Here is an 18226-nt window from a genome sequence, read left to right as displayed (position 1 = left end):
GAGACGAAAACAACGATGACACCCATCCTAAAGTTTATATTTTTTACTAACTTTTAATTCGCATGAAAAGTGACCTGGATGTCACATGGCAACTGCAAGAAAAAGTCAAATAAGTTTGGTTGATACAAAGTATTATCACTGTATTTCACGTTGCGTTCGTCGTGCTTTCTTGTTCGGGGAAGACCGTTCTACAGGCCAGTCTTTTGAGCATCGCAGAGGCTGGGTTGAAGATAAGCTGCTTGGGTTAGTCAAGGTGTTTTTCATTGATGTATGTGCCTATGCAATCACGATTAACCAGCAAAATGTCAGGAACATTTAACAACAGCGCAGCTGGCCCGAAGGGCGAAAGGCTGGACGCCTGAAGTACAGCCATTTAGTGCTTAGTTGATGATAAAAATAAATAGATTTAATGATAAAGCCATTATTATTGCTGTTATCCATGGCGCTCCCCCCTTCGGGCCACCTAAGACGTTCAACGTTGTTTTCACCGCAAATCATAATAGTTATATTCCCTTACTTTTCAATACTGTTAACTTAGTTGCTGTGTTTTCCACTCAACAGCTGTTTACCTTAAAAATGATATATTCACGCAGTAAAAGCAGGTGGACCAAAGCGACATGCAGTTTGTATTGCATAATGTGATGGGGTAATTTTTTCATTTCATGAAACCTATTTGTCATCTCGCTTACTATTCAGTTGCCATTTTATTGTGTAACCTAAGCCGGATTTATTTTTGGAGGAATTTCGCGATGTTGCGAACGATATTATCTGTAAGCTTGGGATTGTGTGTAAGTATGGGGGCATATGCCAGTGAAGTTATGACCCCTGAAAAACTTTGGCAAGTAAAACGTGTGAGTGCGCTGGGTTTAAACCAAAATAAAACTCATATAATTTACAAAGTAACGACGCCAAGTGTTGAGAACAATAACTTCAATAGCAAGGTCTATCAAGTGCCACTAAAAGGTGGTGAGTCTCAGTTGTTAGAAGCCTATCAAGATCTTTTTATTGATAGCAGTATTTCGCCGGATGGCAGCAAAAAACTTCTTCATGAAAAAGTAAAACTAGAAAAGGTTTTGGCGTCAGACAGATATAAAGAGCTTGGTCAATCTAACGCTTATGTGTTTGATGATTTAAACTATCGCCATTGGGATACGTGGAAAGACGGCAGCTTTAAACATGTTTTTTATCAAGACTTAAAGACAGAAGAAAAAGTCGACATCATGAAGGGCATGCCATTTGATAGCCCAACGTCACCGTTTGGTGGTGCTGCTGATTATACGTGGGGACCCAAGGGCGAAAATATTTATTATGTCAGTAAAAAACTGACTGGTGAGCAGTACGTTAGCAGCACTAATACTGACATTTATCGCTACAACCTCGCTAGCAAAAAAACGACAAACATCACACAAAGCAATTTGGGTTATGATAAGTACCCCGCGTTCTCGCCAAAAGGCGACTTAGCATGGTTACAAATGGATGAGCCAGGCAATGAAGCAGATAAAAACGATATTATTGTTAAGGCGAAAAACCGTGACTTTAATCTAACAGAACACTGGGATGGCACCGTAAATAGCTTTAAATGGAGCAATGACGCTAAGCATATTTATTTTGTAGCGCCAGTTGACGGGACTATTCAGCTGTTCCAAGTATCTGTAAATACAAAAACTAAGCCGAAAATTATGCAGCTTACAAACGGCATGTTTGATGTAAATAGCATAGTTGCAGTATTAGATAATCAGCTTGTGGTAACACGTAACAGCATGAATGCCGCGCGTGAAATTTACAGATTTGATCTGGATAGCAAAAAGCTGACTGCGTTGACGAAAGAAAATGACACATTTTATGCCGATCTGGACTTACCCAATGTTGAAAAACGTATAGTAAACACCAAAGATGGCCAACAGATGTTAACTTGGGTTATTTACCCGCCTAATTTCGATAGAAGCAAAAAATACCCAACTTTACTTTATTTACAAGGTGGCCCGCAGTCTGCGTTATCTCAGTTTTATTCTTTTCGTTGGAATTTCCAAGTAATGGCTTCACAAGGTTATATTGTGGTAGCCCCTAATCGTCGTGGTATGCCGGGTCATGGTGTTAAATGGAATGATGATATAAGCCAAGATTGGGGTGGGAAGGTAATGCAAGATTACCTTGATGCCATTGATGATATAGCACAAGAATCATATGTAGATAAGTCTCGTATTGGCGCTATAGGTGCAAGTTACGGTGGCTATTCCGCATTTTATTTAGCGGGCAACCATGAGGGGCGTTTTAAAACGTTTATAGCGCATTGTGGTATTTTCGATTTACGCAGTATGTACGGTACAACCGAAGAGCTATTCTTTGTAAATAACGAACTAGGGGGGGCGTATTGGGAGGATAACGCCGCGACTAAAAAGTCATACGGTCAGTTTAATCCGATCAGCTATGTTGATAAGTGGGATGCACCTATGTTTGTTATTCATGGCGGCAAAGACTACAGAGTGCCGTTAGAGCAGGGTATTGCTGCTTTCCAAGCTGCAAAATTACGTGGTTTACAGAGCCGGTTTTTATACTTCCCTGAAGAAAATCATTGGGTGCTGACGCCGCAAAATGGCATTGTATGGCAGCGTGAGTTCTTTAAGTGGTTGGATGATACGCTTTAGCCAAAGCTAAACTTCGTTTAATAAAATGTCAGGGTCTAATTTTTACACTCTGGCATTTTTATTTGTATAGAGGATACTGCTGAGTCCCGTAAAATGTGATAATGCCGATTGATGTATGAAATAAAGCAATCTATTGAATTTAAATGATAAATGATATATTTTATCGAGATAATTAAATCACAAGCGAGTAATTCTATTTACTCTCTAAGAACAAGGACAGTCGTATTTTGGACGAGATTAATATTTTTACGCCGGACTATTTTTTAGATCTTTTTATATTAGTGATAGCTATTTTGGTTAATTTTTATGTTTATTTTTCGTTGAAAAAAACATTTAAATTCAAAAATGATATTTATATATTACATTTCTCAAAGGCTTTTCTCTTTTTTGGGGTATCGACTTTGTTCAGCTTGCTTTCTTTTATTACAATAATTCTTATTGTTAGTATTGGGGTAGACAGTCAATATCTTGATATGTATGTAGATGTGCCTTACAACCTGGCGTTTATTGTTGGTCTGGTTTATTTATATCGAGGTGCGAAAAATATCAAAGTGCTTAGAGTTACCTAACGCAGTGCTCGTAGGCTTGACCTACAAAAACAGTAAGCCTAAGTTAACAGGATGGAAAACGAAAGGAATTGAAATAAGCTATACCCAATACCCAATATGAAAACCGATGACTCAGTGGCTAATCATTAAAAAAGCCGTTGTTTTTAAACAACGGCTTTTTAGTATTCGTAAGTCGAATTACATTTACATTACACGCATACCTGGCTCTGAACCATCGTCTGGGTTGAGAATGTAAATTTCTTTACCACCAGGGCCTGCGGCTAGCACCATGCCTTCTGACATACCAAAGCGCATTTTACGTGGTTTTAGGTTTGCTACCATTACAGTGAGTTTACCTTCAATGTCTTCAGGTGCGTAGGCCGATTTTATACCCGCAAACACTTGACGAGTTTCGCCGCCTAAATCAAGGGTAAGCTTTAGTAGCTTATCAGCGCCTTCTACGTGTTCTGCTTTAGCAATTTTAGCAACACGTAAATCCACTTTTGCAAAATCATCAAATTCGATTTCAGCAGCAATGGGTTCTTTTGCAAGAGGGCTGTTTGGATCTATTTTGTCTTTTGCTGCTAATAAGCTTTCTTTTGATTCTTCAACCATTTTGTTTACTTTATCCATTTCTACACGTTGCATTAACGGCTTAAATTTATTGATTGGGTGACTTATTAGCGCAGTTTGCGCGCCTTGCCATGATAGCTCGTCATTTAAAAACGCTTCTACATTACTTGCCATACCTGGTAACACTGGCTTTAAGTAAGTCATTAATACGCGGAATAAGTTAAGGCCAAGTGAGCACACTTGATGCGCTTCTTCTTGCTTGGCTTCGTCTTTGATTAATACCCATGGTGCTGCGGTATCAATAAATTGGTTGGCTTTATCAGCAAGAGACATAATTTCACGAATTGCGCGGCTGTAATCACGGTTTTCATAGTGCTGGGCTACAGTATCAGTGGCTGCTTGGAATTCGGCCAATAATTTTGGATCCATTACAGTATCACTTAATTTACCGTCAAACTTTTTAGTGATAAATCCGGCACAACGGCTGGCAATATTAACCACTTTACCCACTAAGTCTGAATTTACACGTAGGGCAAAATCTTCTAAGTTTAAGTCAAGGTCGGTAATACCGCTGTTAAGTTTTGCTGCGTAGTAATAACGTAAAAATTCAGGGTCTAAGTTATCTAAATAAGTACGCGCTTTAATAAACGTACCTTTTGATTTAGACATTTTAGCGCCATTAACCGTTACAAAACCGTGGGCGAATACATTGGTTGGCTTTCTGAATTTTGCGCCTTCAAGCATTGCTGGCCAAAATAAGCTGTGGAAGTAGATGATATCTTTACCGATAAAGTGGTAAAGCTCAGCATCAGAGCCTTCTTGCCAAAATGCATCAAAGTCGATGCCTTGTTTATCACATAGGTTTTTAAAGCTGGCCATGTAACCAATTGGGGCATCTAGCCATACATAAAAGTATTTACCTGGCGCACCTGGAATTTCAAAACCAAAATACGGTGCATCACGGCTGATATCCCACTGTTGTAAGCCATCGGCAAACCATTCGTCTAGCTTGTTTGCCATTTCTTGTTGGATACTACCAGAGTGTAACCACTCTTTTAGCATGCCTTCAAATGCGGGTAAGTCAAAAAAGTAGTGCTCAGAATCTTTTAATACAGGCTCAGCACCTGACATAACAGAGCGCGGGTTGATTAGCTCTGTTGGGCTGTATGTTGCACCACAAGCATCACAGCTGTCACCATTTTGATCTTCAGACTTACAGGTAGGACACGTACCCGTTACGAAACGGTCGGGTAAGAAAATGCCTTTTTCAGGGTCAAATAACTGTGAAATAGTGTGTTTTTTAATATGACCGGCGTCGTTAAGGCGATTATAAATCAGTTCACTTAATTCTTTGTTTTCTTGGCTATGAGTGCTGTGGTAGTTATCAAATTTGATATTGAAATCAGCGAAGTCACGTTGACGCTCAATACTGACATTTTTAACCATTTCTTCTGGCGTGATCCCTTGCTTTTGCGCATTGAGCATTATTGGCGTGCCATGGGCATCGTCGGCGCAAACATAATAAGCTTCGTGGCCTTGCAGTTTTTGAAAACGTGACCAAATATCAGTTTGAATATATTCCAATAAATGACCTAAATGTGTAGGGCCATTGGCATAAGGTAATGCGCTGGTAATGAGGATCTTTCGCTGTGTCATAATCATTCCGAATTGACGGTTCCAGTTAAGGAACGGATGAAAATCATAATATTATCAGCAAACCTAAAGCAAACGCCTTCAAGGCTAGCCGATTTTCATTAATTGACTGGTGTTAATGCCCTGAATGTTACATAATTCCGAGGCAATTTTCATCAAAGAAACACTATTTTATTGCTATGTTTGGACTGTCGAAACTATTCTCCTCTAAATCGGTGCAAAAACAACCGATTATTACTGCCTTAGCCGCTTATCGAAGCGCTGTTTTCGCTGTCGGCGTTGATGAAAAATTTATTAACGATGTTGAGCTGGGCAAAGATAGGTCATTGCTGATCAGCTTAACCTTGCCTTTTGCTGCGCAATCAGAAATGCCAGCAGTCGCAGCGTTTGTTAGCGAAAGGCTCAATCAGGTTGTTACAATTACAGCGTGTGTAGCATTGCCTCCCCAATGTAAATTTAAAAAAATTAAACATATTCTATTAATTGCCTCAGGCAAAGGTGGTGTCGGAAAGTCGACCACGGCGGTTAATATTGCAGGAGCGCTCAAAGCAGAAGGCGCCAAAGTGGGCATTTTAGATGCTGATATTTATGGTCCATCGATCCCGATGCTTTTGGGTTTAGTCGGCGCAGAGCCTTCTTCAAAAGACGATAAGCAATTAATGCCATTTGATGCGAATGGAATTAAGGCACAATCAATTGGTTTTTTAGTCCCTAGCGATGACGCTACTGTGTGGCGTGGCCCTATGGCGTCGGGTGCAGTTAATCAGTTGCTTAATGAAACTGCATGGGGCGAGTTGGATTATTTAATTGTTGATATGCCGCCAGGTACTGGCGATATTCAGCTAACGATGAGCCAAAAAGTACCCGCCAGTGGGACTGTTATAGTGACAACCCCACAAGATTTAGCCCTTGCTGATGCGCAAAAAGGCATTGCAATGTTTAATAAAGTTAATGTACCAGTGCTTGGCTTAATTGAAAATATGAGCCACTTTTTATGCTCACACTGTGGTGAACCAAACCATGTGTTTGGTAAAGATGGTGCAATTAAATTAGCGCAGCGTCACGGTGTTCCTGTGCTGTCACATATTCCTTTAGCGATCAATATCCGCGAATACTCAGAGCAAGGAAAATTAATTGCTCTGGATAATCAAACGACAGTCAGTAAAATTTATGCTGATACTGCGCGGTTGATTGCCAGTATGCTTTACTATCAACAACCACATCATGATTCAGTAGAAATCGTGATTACGGATGATTAAATAATGAGATTATCAGATACCCATATTAAAGAATATATTGCACAACAACGTATTATTATAGAGCCAAGCCCAACGGATGACATGATTTCAGGGGTGACGGCAGATTTACGTTTAGGTAATAAGTTTCGTGTATTTCAAGATCATACCGCAGCCTATGTTGATTTAAGTGGTCCTAAAGATCAGCTTAATAAAGCAATGGAATCGATAATGAGCGATGAAATAGTGCTAAAAGAGGGTGATGCGTTTTTTTTACACCCGGGTGAATTAGCATTAGCAATGACTTACGAAAAGGTCACGTTACCTGCTGATATCGTGGGTTGGCTTGATGGACGTTCATCGTTAGCGCGTTTGGGTTTAATGGTACATGTGACTGCACATCGTATTGATCCGGGTTGGTCAGGTAACATTGTATTAGAATTCTATAACTCAGGTAAGTTGCCACTCGCGCTGCGCCCGATGATGAAAATAGGCGCTATGAGCTTTGAGACAATGTCAGGACCTGCTGAAAACCCTTACAATACCCGTAAAGACGCGAAATACAAAGACCAAACTAGTGCTGTTGCAAGTCGCATTAGTGATGATAGTAATTAATTAAAATGAATACCAAAAAAGGCTTATCACTTGGTAAGCCTTTTTTGTTTCATTAAAATCAATGACCAATTTATTGGTAATTTTACCTAATACCACCATACTTCTATTGTAGTCAGTCGATTTTTCGCAAAATAATTGATAGCATTTGAGGTGAAAGTGAAGATAAACAACGGATTGGTTCAAATGTTAATGCTTGTGGTGGTACTAATCTTTAGTATTTTTGCACCTAATAGCCATAGCGTGCCTGTGCAACGTTTATTGGATGTGCAAAATACACTTGCTATTAATAACCTAGTACATGAGGACTTTTTCAGTGATGTGAGAGGTTTATATATTCAGAAAAACCTTGCTATACGCTCCCCTATTTTTAAGAGCCAAGTGATTAATAATCCACAATTGACTTATCTTACGTCAAACCAAAATCCGGCTTTAGAACCCGTTATAAATAATACGCTTTATAAAACGGTACAAAATAAGCCCGCTCTTCTTGGCGCCATAGTCACTATTTTGCTTTTGAACTTTGCTATTGTTGCTAGTTTGAATTTTTTACTCTATCGATTTAAATTCTTTTACCTTTTGGGTTATATCGGCTGTGCTGTACTCGCTTGTTTAGTAAGTGCGGGCTTTCAAAACCCAAATTTAGGGGATCAAACATACACTGTATTCTCTTTGCTCTCATTGGCGTGTATGTGCCTTTATCTTGCTCATATTAGTTGTGAACAGCAGCTATTAAAGTCATATAAACAGAAACTTCACCCTACTTTAATAAGTATTAGCTGTGTGGCTATTATTTATAACTTGTTAGGTTATATAAATAGTCATTATGTGATGGCGGTTTGTTTTGCTGTAATTACAGGGCTACTTGTTCATTTGTTTTATAAATGGTGGCAGTTAAAAAAAATACATGGGGGCTTATCTCTTTTACTTTGGGGAGGCATATTTACACAAGCACTAGCATGGTCACTCACACTCATAATGCTAACACCTCAATTTTTAGCTAATGATGTTTTTGCAATTTTTAACTCCATTATTTTAGTGGGTATTATTTTGGTAAAAGATCGTTCCCGTGTTGTGAAATATAATGAGAGTTTGACTCATGATGAAGACACAGGTTTACCTAATAAACAGCTTTTACTCAGGCGTTTGGCTACCCAAGTTAAGCTTAAACAAGCGCACAGTTTAGTTTTATTTAGACCTGCTGCATTACTAAATAGCCGCGCTAATTTTGGTTATGGCCATGCAAACGAGCAAATTAAAGTTTTTATGCAAAAGTTAGCAGATCAACTTGCTGTGAATAATGCGCTTGGGATTGAATCAAAATTAAATGTGCGCCATTTTATTGCAAGGTTTGATGATGGTATTTTTGCTTTTATTATTCCGGGCTTACTTGAATTGAGTCAAATAGAGCAATTTGTGTGCGTTACCAATGGTGTATTTGCTGAAGGGGTTAATCATAACAATACACAATTAGTGGACCGCGTGGACTTTGGCGTTGCAAATTATCCATTGCATGCAAAAACGGGCAGTGAACTGATACAGCGAGGATTGCAGGCTTTGAGTGTAAAACCTTTACATGGTGAACGCTGGCATATGTATAGTGCCGAAAGCTCTACAATTTCACGGCATAAACGAGCGATTGCATCAGCATTGAGAGAAGCAATTGATGAAGATCAGCTTAGCTTATATTTTCAACCTCAGATTAACCTAAAAACAGGAGAAATCCATGGTGCAGAGGCACTTTTACGGTGGGAGCATCCCTTACTAGGGCATATACCGCCAGATCAATTTATTCCAATTAGTGAGTCAACGGGATTGATATCAGAATTGACTGAGTGGGTTGTCGCTGAAGCACTTAAATGCCAAAGACTTCTAATTGAGCTTTATCCTGAACATATAATGTCGGTTAATATTTCTGCTAAAGACTTACTAAATAAAGATTTACCAGTATTATTTATTACATTAATGAATGAGTATCAGCTTGACCCTGAAAATATCATGTTAGAACTGACCGAATCAGCCACATTAGATGAAGGCATGAACATAAAAACAGCCTTAAATGATTACAGATTAATTGGTTTAAAAATTGCTATTGATGACTTTGGCACTGGTTATTCTTCATTAGCCTATTTAAGTAAAATGGGCTTTGATGAAATTAAAATAGACAAGCAATTTGTTATGAACATTGAATACTCTAAAAATGATCAAACGATTTGTCGTGCCACATGTGATATTGCAAGATCACTCGATTCATATGTGGTTGCTGAAGGCATTGAAGATAAAGCAAGCTTAAATAAACTCCAAGAATATGGTTGTCATGTTGGGCAGGGTTACTATTTTTCGCGACCTATGGCTTTTACACAGTACTTAGCTTGGTTATCAAAAAGTAGAAGTGTTTCTAAGGATGTTGAAACAGTCGTTGCCCCAATTGAAAAAAATAACTGCTAAGTGGTTCAATACAGTCATTACACATTTTCTGATCGGGGTAAATAAGTGTTGAATTAGTTATGCCTGATACGAGAAAGTGATTAACGATGTTTTTTTGATGGCTAATACAAGCCTCGAAACATCGTGCTGCAAGCTCTTCAGGCATGCTCATATAGAATTGCTGATGCTGCTTATCAAAAACCATGCATTGATGTACATATTGATTGGCATTTTTCCCCTGATTATCTAGAAACACCCCCATATAAAATTCACTCAATATAAGGTTAATAGGGTGAGATTGATCCACACTGTGTTCAAGCCACAGTTTAGATGCAAAATGACGCGATGAGTGAAGTGGAAATAAGTGCTTAGTAATATGGTGATCAAAAGCATGAAACCATTCATGGGCAAGCGCGCCGCCGCCTGCATTTTTTGCTAAGGCTAAGGTGCGGGTATTACTATTATAATGTGCTTGGACATTTTGTTGCCCGCCATGGCCAAATGCAAAATTTAGGTTCCCTCTTAGGCCAATTGCAGTGGGTGGTATTTGTAAAATTTGTGCTAAATCTGCAAGGGCATCATAAATTAAATTGGCGCTCACTAATCGCTCTTCTTTGGTAACCCATTTACCAACCACCATGGTTTTAAATCCAAAGGTGTCACGAATTTCATTAAAGTCGACTTGATCCTCAAATCGGTAATCAGGGCCTTGACGAAAGAAACCCGCTTTTAATCGATTGGTATACGTCATATGGGTTGATAGCGAGCTTTAACATGTTCAGGCATAAACTGAGTTTGCTTTTTATTGAGTGATTCTAACATTGTGTACAGTGGCTGAGGATCTATGCTCTCAATAAGCGCTAAACTGTGTGCTACGGCTTCAAGCGTTGATAAACTGTCTAAGCGAGGTGCTTTACGAATCCTATAACGGTTTTTTGGTATTTCTTTAAAGCTTACTTTTTGAAAAGCGTTAAGAGAGGGGGTCATTTGCATAATTTTATATGCTTTTTTCCATGTTCCATCAAGCACGATAAGATGCGTGAGCGTTTTGCTAAATTGCGAGATATTAGTTGTACTATCATCTAATAGCAACGCTGTTTTATCAGGGTATAGTAATGCTGTCGTTTGAATTGGTAGATCTAATATGCTCGTGAAGTCAGATTCACTTTCTCCGACTTTAATTTCACACTGTGTGAGGCTCAAAGAAAGTAGGCGAGCTGTATTTTTCGTCACTTTTATTTCACTAGGATGCTGTAAGATAATAACTTTTATGCTGTTTTTAAGTTGTGATATATCTTCACAAAGGCAGGTTGTTAGGCTAAATTTACAATGAGTACACAATAAACGAGACATAAAATAATCTATTTAGTAATTTGTTAGTTTGAAAACTCAGCAATTATACGCTTAATCACTTTTTTAAGTGGATTTTTTTCTCTATAAATATAAAGTAGAATTATTAACTAGTTACTTGTGATTAAAACACGAGTAAAAAAAGGATAAAAAAATGAACACGGTAATTATTGATGAAGGCGCGTTGGAAGGTATGGAGTCATTATTAGGCGAGCAGTTTGATGACACATTGATGTTTTGCTGCGCTGAATTTGAGCGCTTGGGAGGCGAGATTCTAGCCACAATCCATAGCGATGTCCCAACAGCGACTCGCCACGCCCATAGTCTAAAGTCTAATGCGGCACAGTTTGGTGCCAGTAGCTTATCTGATGTTGCACGCGATATTGAGCAAAGCTTAAATAATGGCGATTTATCTCAGGCAGTGGCGGCAACAGAACAGCTTGAAAGCCAAGTCGCAGGGGCTAAAGACAAGTTAACCCAATGGTTGCAAAGCCGTTAAAATAAAATGAATTTTTTTCAGTTTTATGATGCTAAATAGGCTGGTGTTTTGCCCCTTTACTAGGTTAGTCTAACCATTCACTAGTAGAGGTAAAAATGTCAGAAATTAAAAAGAGTCATAAATTACAAGGCGTTTGTTATGATATTCGTGGGCCGGTATTAGTTCAGGCGCGCAAAATGGAAGACGAAGGCCAAAAAGTTTTAAAATTGAATATTGGTAACCCTGCGGCATTCGGTTTTGATATGCCTGAAGATATGCACCGCGATATTATTCGTAACCTTTATTCAGCCCAAGGCTATTGTGACTCTAAAGGCCTTTACTCAGCCCGCGTGGCTATTTATCAGCACTATCAGCAACGTGGTTTGTTCAATTTAGATGTTGACAATATATACATTGGGAATGGGGTCAGTGAGTTAATTCAAATGACTACCCAAGCTTTACTCAATAATGATGATGAAGTGCTGATCCCTGCGCCTGATTACCCATTATGGACTGCGTCAGTTAAGTTAGCAGGTGGCAATCCAGTTCATTATTTATGTGATGAAGAGCAAGATTGGTTTCCTGATATTGCAGATATTCGCAGTAAAATCACATCAAAAACCAAAGCGTTGGTTTTAATAAATCCAAATAACCCAACAGGTGCTGTTTACGATGATGCACTATTACAGCAGTTGATTGATGTCGCTCGTGAACATAAGTTACTGTTGTTGAGTGATGAAATTTACGAGAAAATTTTATATGACGGCATTACGCATAGCTCAATTGGCGCATTGTGTGATGATGTACCAATTATTACGTTCAACGGCTTAGCAAAAACTTACCGAGCTGCAGGCTTACGCATGGGGTGGATGGTATTAAGTGGTCGCACCGATTTGATGGATGATCTTCGTAAAGGTCTAGATATTCTTGCATCAATGCGGTTATGCGCAAATGTACCAGCACAATATGCCATTCAGCAAGCTCTCGGTGGTGTCCAGTCTATTGATAGCCTAATTGATCCTGGTGGGCGCTTATACGAGCAAAGAGATATTGCATGGCGTGGCCTAAACGCTATTGAAGGTATTTCGTGTACTAAACCAAAAGGCGCACTGTATGCGTTTGCCAAAGTAGACACCGAGCGCTTTAATATCAAAAATGATGAAAAAATGATTTTAGATTTACTCAAAGCCGAGAAAATTTTATTAGTACACGGTAGGGCATTTAATTGGCCAAACCCAGATCACTTTAGATTAGTATTTTTACCTAATAAAGATGACTTAAGTGTGGCGATGGGGAAAATGCAGCGATTTTTTAATGGTTATCGCCAAGGCTAAATGCAAAGCCTATTAAAAAAGCGAGCTAATGGGCTCGCTTTTTGGTTTTATTAGTCACTTAGAAGGCTTTATCTACGCGCACGGTGTTGTCTGATAGGTAAACTAAGCGAACATCGTCACCAGTGCTAAAGTGCATCTGATTATCTTTATCTTGAACCACCATAAATTGTTCACCGTTCTCAACACGGATCATTAACTCAACTAGGTGGTACTGTTCATAGTAGCTACTGCGTTGCTTATTATGCGCAATATTACCACCAATTACAGATCCTAAAATGGTTGCAGCTGTTCGACCGCTTCCGCCACCAAATTGGTTACCTATAACCCCCCCAAGCAATGCACCACCAAAGGTTTTCCAGCCGCTACTTTTGTCTTGTACTAACTCTTGTTGCGTGATGTTACGAACAGACTTTACTTCGCCAAATAACACTTGCTGTACAGGCACCGCTTTGTTTCGCTCATAGGCTGCAAAACTTGGGCTACTGGCAAGTAGTGTACAAATAAATGCTAAGGTTAGAGTTTTCATAACGCATCTCCCAGACTGTTTTCAAAACAAATAATTAAACAGCGATATTTATAGTGAGCAGATAGCTAATTATCAGTCGCTATAATGGCTAGTTAATAAGTTTTTGTTGATTTTTACCAACCAAATGTTGATTTTTCGCGTGTTTTACGAATTTCAGTTTCGTCAGCCCACTCTACTAAACCGCTTTTTAAATCCATCAAACGCATTGTAAATTTGTAATATACATCGGCTTTATCTTTATTCGATTTTACAATACTTGAAAGGTTACCGTACAGCATGTACTGAGCACCGACTTGTTGACCAAATGCGATGGCTGTAGATGGATTAACTAATGCGTCGTCATTTTGAAAATTAAGTTGCTCTCGAACAGCTTCTACACGGGTCATATCAACAAAGCGAAATTTACCGCTGCGGAGTAATTGTGTAGAGATTGAATCAGTAATTGATTCGCTATCAATATGCTCACTGGTTTTGTTTTTTATACGTTCAACAAAAACGATTGGGCGACTATTTGCCGTCATTGTGCCAACAACCGGTGAAGCAAGTAATGAGTCAGTCATTTGACTGGCTACTTTTTGCAGGTCGGTTGATCCAAAGTTAATATCGGTTGTTTCTACTGCTTGTGCATCGCCATAACTAACGACGGCTTTGTTTGCACAACCACTAAGCGCCAAGGCACTTAGGCCTATTAAGGCATAGCCAGAGAGTGCTTTTAAAGATGGCTTGTTAGGTGTGTTTACTGTGTTCATTATGTTTTCCTTTATTCTTTAAATTCTTGAGCTTGTGTCGATACTTCGCGCACAGCAAGTGAAAATGTAACCGCTTCTTGTGTAGGTGCAAGCCCGGGCAGTTGTATATTGGCAAAGCCAAATAAAGTAAGCGCCTGCCAAGGTGAATGATTTCCTTTAATAACAAACCCATCGCCATCAAACCAAGTAAATTGATACTGTAAGTATTGAGACTTTTTGTATTGGCTTGAAAGTGTAACAACCACATCAGTGAGTTGATTTGTTTGGCGTGTTTTTACGTCGCTAATAACTAATCGCTTACCAAGTTGTGGGTTATTTACTTTGAGTTGTTGCTGATATTGCGCAGATGCGTTCTCTACAGCAATTCCCGATGTAGTGGGTCTGCCAGCACATGCTGTAAGTAAAGACACCGCTAATAAAGGCACTAGATATTTCATGACTGCTCCTAAAGTTGCACTACATGGTAATTAAAATAGTTATTAATAGAGGTTAGGTAAATTAAGGTTAACCCTTGCTTACTAACCGTGAAATTTATATTTTTATGACCACTTAATTGTAAACTGTGGTCTCCTGCATTTAGTTGTGTCCGCGCGACACTTATTTGGTTTGGTAATGTTAGCCAGCTTCGTGTGTCTGCTTGCTCTGACGCCAAATTGTAAAGGTTTGCTAATATATTCCCAACATCACCGCCACTGCGAGCAAGTTCAGCACGCACTTTTTCTTTGGCTATAAGCCTTAATACTTGTCTTGAAACTCGCGCTGGTGTTTGTTCTTCAAGGGTTTTGGCTGCCAATGCTTCAATTCTGACTAATGGACTCAATGCTAACTCCTGATCACTGACACTGATATTGCTGTAACTTGGAGTAAATGCTTTATCTTTATATACAGGCATTGCTAAGCTATAAAAACGCGCATCCCCGCGTGATGTATAAATGGGCAGCCTGAGGACAAATTCATCCTTTTGTGCAACTAAACCTTGCTCCATGAGAATGACAACTTCGCCCCCATTAGTTCGACTATTTAATTGCCCGAAGCGCTGTGTATATTGCTCATAATCTTGTTCAAATCCTTGCTGTTTAGCTAGACGCATAACATCTTGCTGTAAATATGGATTATTAGGGTTAATCTCTAAGGCTTTTTTATAATCTATATACGCATCATCAAATTGCTTATTGGATTGATAAAGTAATCCAGACAAATAAAATGTGAAGGCATTTTGATAGCCATTTTTAGCATCCTTTATTAACGCATCCATACTTGGGTAATGTTGCTGTGCTTCTTTGGCAACGGCATCAAGTACATTGCCTTGTTCAGCGAGCGCGTCTATTTGTACTTTATTTGCTCGACGAACTTCAACTAACGCACCTTCAATATCTCGCTTGTATATGAAATTAAGAGCTTTATAACTATGCAGCATGCTCATTTCATAGGGAGCAGGTACATAACCTATCACCGAGTCATTCGTCAGTAATGCACTTGTTTGCTCAAGGCCTGCGCTTAATTGCAGCTTTGCAGCTTGACGCTTAGTTTCCATCTGCTGATAAATCGACTCATAATAATTTTGAGCTGTATCCTGTTCACTATTTAAATCACTTAATCGTGCGCTTTCTAATTGATTTAGTAGGTAATTGCTATGGTTTTTTCCATTACTCGGTAACAGTTTTTGTGCTTGCGCCATATTATTAGAGTTAACTGCGTGGCGCACAGGAGCCATTTGATGAGCGTAATGGCTAAAGAGATCATTAAAACCAATGCTACTGCATCCTCCTAAAATGAAACAAAAGCTAAATAAAATACTGCGCTGCACATTGCACTCCTTTTATTAATTCAATATAGATTAGCATAATCTTTTGATTGGTTAATGATAAACAATGTAAGAAATCGTAGTAACTATTTTACATTTACTGCACTAAGCTGAAATAGATCAGCGATGTGAGCGGTCTTGCTGTTTGAACAATTAAATAATCAGAGGAATAAAAAATGAAAAAATTTACTGGAGCAGCAATGGCCGTGATGGTTGCAGGTTTAGTTGGCTGTAATAGCACAGAAGCAGACACCTCAGCAGCATCGGTTGCAAATATGAATTCAACAACAGACTTAGTGCATTGTTACGATGTAAATGTGTGTGGCGGTCACAATGACTGTAAAACGGCAGATAATGCCTGTTCTGGTCAAGCATCGTGCAAAGGCACTGGCTTTGTGGCAATGCCATCGAAAGCCTGTGGTGATGTTGGTGGTGCAATTAAAGATAAATGGGTTGGGACTGTTGCTCAAACGGATTTAGTGCATTGTAATGACGTCAATGTGTGTGGCGGTCATAATGACTGTAAAACAGCTGATAATGCGTGTGCAGGTCAAGCATCATGTAAAGGAACTGGCTTTGTTTCAATGCCCGCTAAATCATGTGGTGATATTGGTGGCTCTGTCGATTCATAAATGGGTTGTAATAATCTAGGTGGTATTACCGCCTAGATATGAAAGGATGTGTATGAAAGAGCAATTTTTAGGTTTTGGTTTGGGTTTGCGGGCACCCCATTTAGAACAAATAATTACAGAGAAACCAGCGGTAGATTGGTTTGAAGTTATTTCTGAAAACTATTTTGTAGCGGGTGGTAAGCCTTGGTATTACTTAAATAAAATTCGTGAAAATTACCCCGTAGTTATGCATGGTGTTTCGATGTCGATAGGCTCAACAAATGCGTTGAACATTGATTACTTGAAATCATTAAAAGAAACAATTGCCCGTGTTGAGCCACAGTGGGTATCTGACCATTTATGTTTTACCCAAGTGGGAGATATTAATAGCCATGACTTATTACCTATGCCCTATACACAAGAATCGCTTGAGCATTTAGCATCGCGGATCCATCAAGTACAAGCGTATTTAGGAACTGAGATGATTTTTGAAAATGTCTCAAGTTATCTTACTTATAAAGAATCTCAAATGACTGAGTGGGATTTTTTAGCAGCTTTACATCATAAAACAGGTTGCCGCTACTTAATGGATGTAAATAATGTTTATGTCAGTGCACGTAATCATCAATTTGATGCGATGACGTATTTAAATGCAATACCAAAAAAAGCGATTGCACAAATCCACTTAGCAGGACACCAAGATTTTGGTAGCCACATTATAGATACGCACGATGAAGATGTGTCACCGCCGGTGTGGGATTTATTTACTCGCTATGCCCAGCAGTTAGGGCCAGTTAGCACCATGATTGAGCGCGATGATAATATCGGCACATTAGAGGCGTTGATTAAAGAGTTGGATCAGGCACGCGAATTAGTGCAGCCTTTTTGGCAAGGTATGGCTAAAAATGAGTGATTTAGCACAATTACAGCAACACTTTATGGCGTTACTTCAAGGGACGAGTGATAAGCTTGCAGATCATATAACCGAGCAAGGTGAATTAAATACCAATCAACGTTTATCTATTTATCAAAATGCTTATAAAATTCGTTTACGTGCAGTGATAGAGCAAGATCATGAACAGTTAGGACGTTATTTAGGAGATGATCTATTTGAATTGATGGTACAAGGCTACCTGCAAACTTTTCCATCTAAATTTACGTCATTAAGAAATTTTTGCGATCAATTACCGCAATTTTTAAGTACCACGGAGCCGTTTATACAGCATCCTATATTGGCTGAAATAGCGACTTTTGAACGAATGCTATTAACTGCATTTGATGCAATGGATGCTGCGCATTTACGTGTTGAAGCACTTGAAAGCATTGCACCTGAAAACTGGCCTAGTTTGCAGTTAGTATTACAGCCTAGTGTACAATTAGTGTGTTTTAATACCAATGCGGTTGAATCATGGCAGGCACTTAAAGAGCAACAGTCACCGCCTGAACCTCAGCATCAATCATCAAAATGTTGGGTTATAGCGCGGGATTTACAGCGCCGTACACAATATGTTTATGTTGATCAACAAGAGTTCCGTTTATTATCGCTGATAAAAAATCAGACACCTTTTGCGCAATTATGCCAATCCTGTTTAAATGAACTAGAGCCATCGCTGATCGCGGGTTTCTTAATTGGAAAAATTAACAGCTGGCTTGAAAGAGGTTGGTTAAAACAATTCTAAAG

Annotated in this window: 17 protein-coding genes and 1 pseudogene; 11 read left to right on the top strand and 7 right to left on the bottom strand. The window is 39.0% G+C overall.

Annotation, left to right across the window (positions count from 1 at the left end):
* Nucleotides 1-85: 85 nt before the first annotated feature.
* From ACJJVX_RS14560 to ACJJVX_RS14550, 3 genes and pseudogenes are all read left to right on the top strand, one after another.
* Nucleotides 86-307 (top strand): annotated as a pseudogene (locus tag ACJJVX_RS14560) (transposase); the annotation flags it as partial.
* 442 nt (nt 308-749) lie between these two features.
* Nucleotides 750-2645: a S9 family peptidase gene (locus ACJJVX_RS14555; protein WP_054206498.1), complete on the top strand. Its 1896-nt coding sequence runs from the start codon at nt 750-752 to the stop codon at nt 2643-2645.
* 227 nt (nt 2646-2872) lie between these two features.
* On the top strand, nt 2873-3214 hold the full coding sequence (locus ACJJVX_RS14550; protein WP_054455638.1) for a hypothetical protein: 342 nt from the start codon (nt 2873-2875) through the stop codon (nt 3212-3214).
* Between the two features lie 183 nt (nt 3215-3397).
* On the opposite strand, the gene metG is transcribed toward ACJJVX_RS14550, so the two are convergent.
* Complete coding sequence (gene metG / locus ACJJVX_RS14545) at nt 3398-5422, bottom strand: methionine--tRNA ligase (protein ID WP_054206500.1); 2025 nt, start codon at nt 5420-5422, stop codon at nt 3398-3400.
* A 176-nt stretch (nt 5423-5598) separates the two neighbouring features.
* Between metG and apbC the strand changes: the two genes are divergently transcribed.
* The 3 genes from apbC (at nt 5599) to ACJJVX_RS14530 (ending at nt 9714) form a co-directional block, all read left to right on the top strand.
* Nucleotides 5599-6678, top strand: a complete 1080-nt coding sequence (gene apbC / locus ACJJVX_RS14540; protein ID WP_405632039.1) for an iron-sulfur cluster carrier protein ApbC — start codon at nt 5599-5601, stop codon at nt 6676-6678.
* A gap of 3 nt (nt 6679-6681) precedes the next feature.
* Nucleotides 6682-7269 carry a dCTP deaminase gene (gene dcd, locus ACJJVX_RS14535; RefSeq protein WP_054206502.1) on the top strand — a complete coding sequence of 196 codons (588 nt, stop codon included), beginning with the start codon at nt 6682-6684 and terminating at the stop codon, nt 7267-7269.
* Between the two features lie 183 nt (nt 7270-7452).
* Entirely contained in the window at nt 7453-9714 is a 2262-nt protein-coding gene (locus ACJJVX_RS14530) for a putative bifunctional diguanylate cyclase/phosphodiesterase (protein WP_405632037.1), read from the top strand.
* Here ACJJVX_RS14530 and ACJJVX_RS14525 read toward each other — a convergent pair.
* Together ACJJVX_RS14525 and ACJJVX_RS14520 are read right to left on the bottom strand one after the other, a co-directional pair.
* Nucleotides 9665-10444, bottom strand: coding sequence for a CLCA_X family protein (locus ACJJVX_RS14525; protein WP_405632035.1), 780 nt, complete (start codon nt 10442-10444; stop codon nt 9665-9667). The two genes, ACJJVX_RS14530 and ACJJVX_RS14525, sit on opposite strands and share 50 nt — an antisense overlap.
* Nucleotides 10441-11046 (bottom strand): tRNA-uridine aminocarboxypropyltransferase, encoded by a 606-nt coding sequence (locus ACJJVX_RS14520; protein WP_405632033.1) that lies wholly within the window; start codon nt 11044-11046, stop codon nt 10441-10443. Before ACJJVX_RS14520 ends, ACJJVX_RS14525 begins: the two co-directional genes overlap by 4 nt.
* A 151-nt stretch (nt 11047-11197) precedes the next feature.
* Between ACJJVX_RS14520 and ACJJVX_RS14515 the strand changes: the two genes are divergently transcribed.
* The gene (locus tag ACJJVX_RS14515; protein WP_054206506.1) at nt 11198-11542 is read left to right on the top strand and encodes an Hpt domain-containing protein; all 345 of its coding nucleotides are present in this window, start codon (nt 11198-11200) and stop codon (nt 11540-11542) included.
* A gap of 95 nt (nt 11543-11637) precedes the next feature.
* Complete coding sequence (locus ACJJVX_RS14510; protein ID WP_054206507.1) at nt 11638-12855, top strand: pyridoxal phosphate-dependent aminotransferase; 1218 nt, start codon at nt 11638-11640, stop codon at nt 12853-12855.
* A gap of 58 nt (nt 12856-12913) precedes the next feature.
* On the opposite strand, the gene ACJJVX_RS14505 is transcribed toward ACJJVX_RS14510, so the two are convergent.
* The 4 genes from ACJJVX_RS14505 to ACJJVX_RS14490 all read right to left on the bottom strand — a co-directional run bounded on the left by ACJJVX_RS14505 (nt 12914) and on the right by ACJJVX_RS14490 (nt 15937).
* Nucleotides 12914-13381 carry a glycine zipper 2TM domain-containing protein gene (locus tag ACJJVX_RS14505; RefSeq protein ID WP_169328286.1) on the bottom strand — a complete coding sequence of 156 codons (468 nt, stop codon included), beginning with the start codon at nt 13379-13381 and terminating at the stop codon, nt 12914-12916.
* Between the two features lie 113 nt (nt 13382-13494).
* Entirely contained in the window at nt 13495-14130 is a 636-nt protein-coding gene (gene lpoB / locus ACJJVX_RS14500; RefSeq protein ID WP_054455652.1) for a penicillin-binding protein activator LpoB, read from the bottom strand.
* An 11-nt stretch (nt 14131-14141) separates the two neighbouring features.
* Nucleotides 14142-14567 carry a YcfL family protein gene (locus ACJJVX_RS14495; RefSeq protein WP_054455654.1) on the bottom strand — a complete coding sequence of 142 codons (426 nt, stop codon included), beginning with the start codon at nt 14565-14567 and terminating at the stop codon, nt 14142-14144.
* An 8-nt stretch (nt 14568-14575) separates the two neighbouring features.
* Entirely contained in the window at nt 14576-15937 is a 1362-nt protein-coding gene (locus ACJJVX_RS14490) for a COG3014 family protein (RefSeq protein ID WP_054455656.1), read from the bottom strand.
* A 173-nt stretch (nt 15938-16110) separates the two neighbouring features.
* Here ACJJVX_RS14490 and ACJJVX_RS14485 point away from each other — a divergent pair, with 173 nt between their 5' ends.
* From ACJJVX_RS14485 to ACJJVX_RS14475, 3 genes are read left to right on the top strand one after another with little or no spacing between them, the layout of a single operon-like run.
* Nucleotides 16111-16566 (top strand): hypothetical protein, encoded by a 456-nt coding sequence (locus tag ACJJVX_RS14485; protein ID WP_054455658.1) that lies wholly within the window; start codon nt 16111-16113, stop codon nt 16564-16566.
* A gap of 52 nt (nt 16567-16618) precedes the next feature.
* On the top strand, nt 16619-17458 hold the full coding sequence (locus ACJJVX_RS14480) for a DUF692 domain-containing protein (protein WP_054206513.1): 840 nt from the start codon (nt 16619-16621) through the stop codon (nt 17456-17458).
* On the top strand, nt 17451-18224 hold the full coding sequence (locus ACJJVX_RS14475; RefSeq protein ID WP_342884150.1) for a DNA-binding domain-containing protein: 774 nt from the start codon (nt 17451-17453) through the stop codon (nt 18222-18224). Before ACJJVX_RS14480 ends, ACJJVX_RS14475 begins: the two co-directional genes overlap by 8 nt.
* The last annotated feature ends 2 nt before the right edge of the window (nt 18225-18226 follow it).

Source organism: Pseudoalteromonas sp. Ld20, assembly GCF_045064175.1.
Classification (GTDB): Bacteria; Pseudomonadota; Gammaproteobacteria; order Enterobacterales; family Alteromonadaceae; genus Pseudoalteromonas; species Pseudoalteromonas neustonica.
The sequence above is the reverse complement of the archived record's forward strand: the minus strand, read 5'-3'. Positions and strand labels throughout refer to the sequence as shown.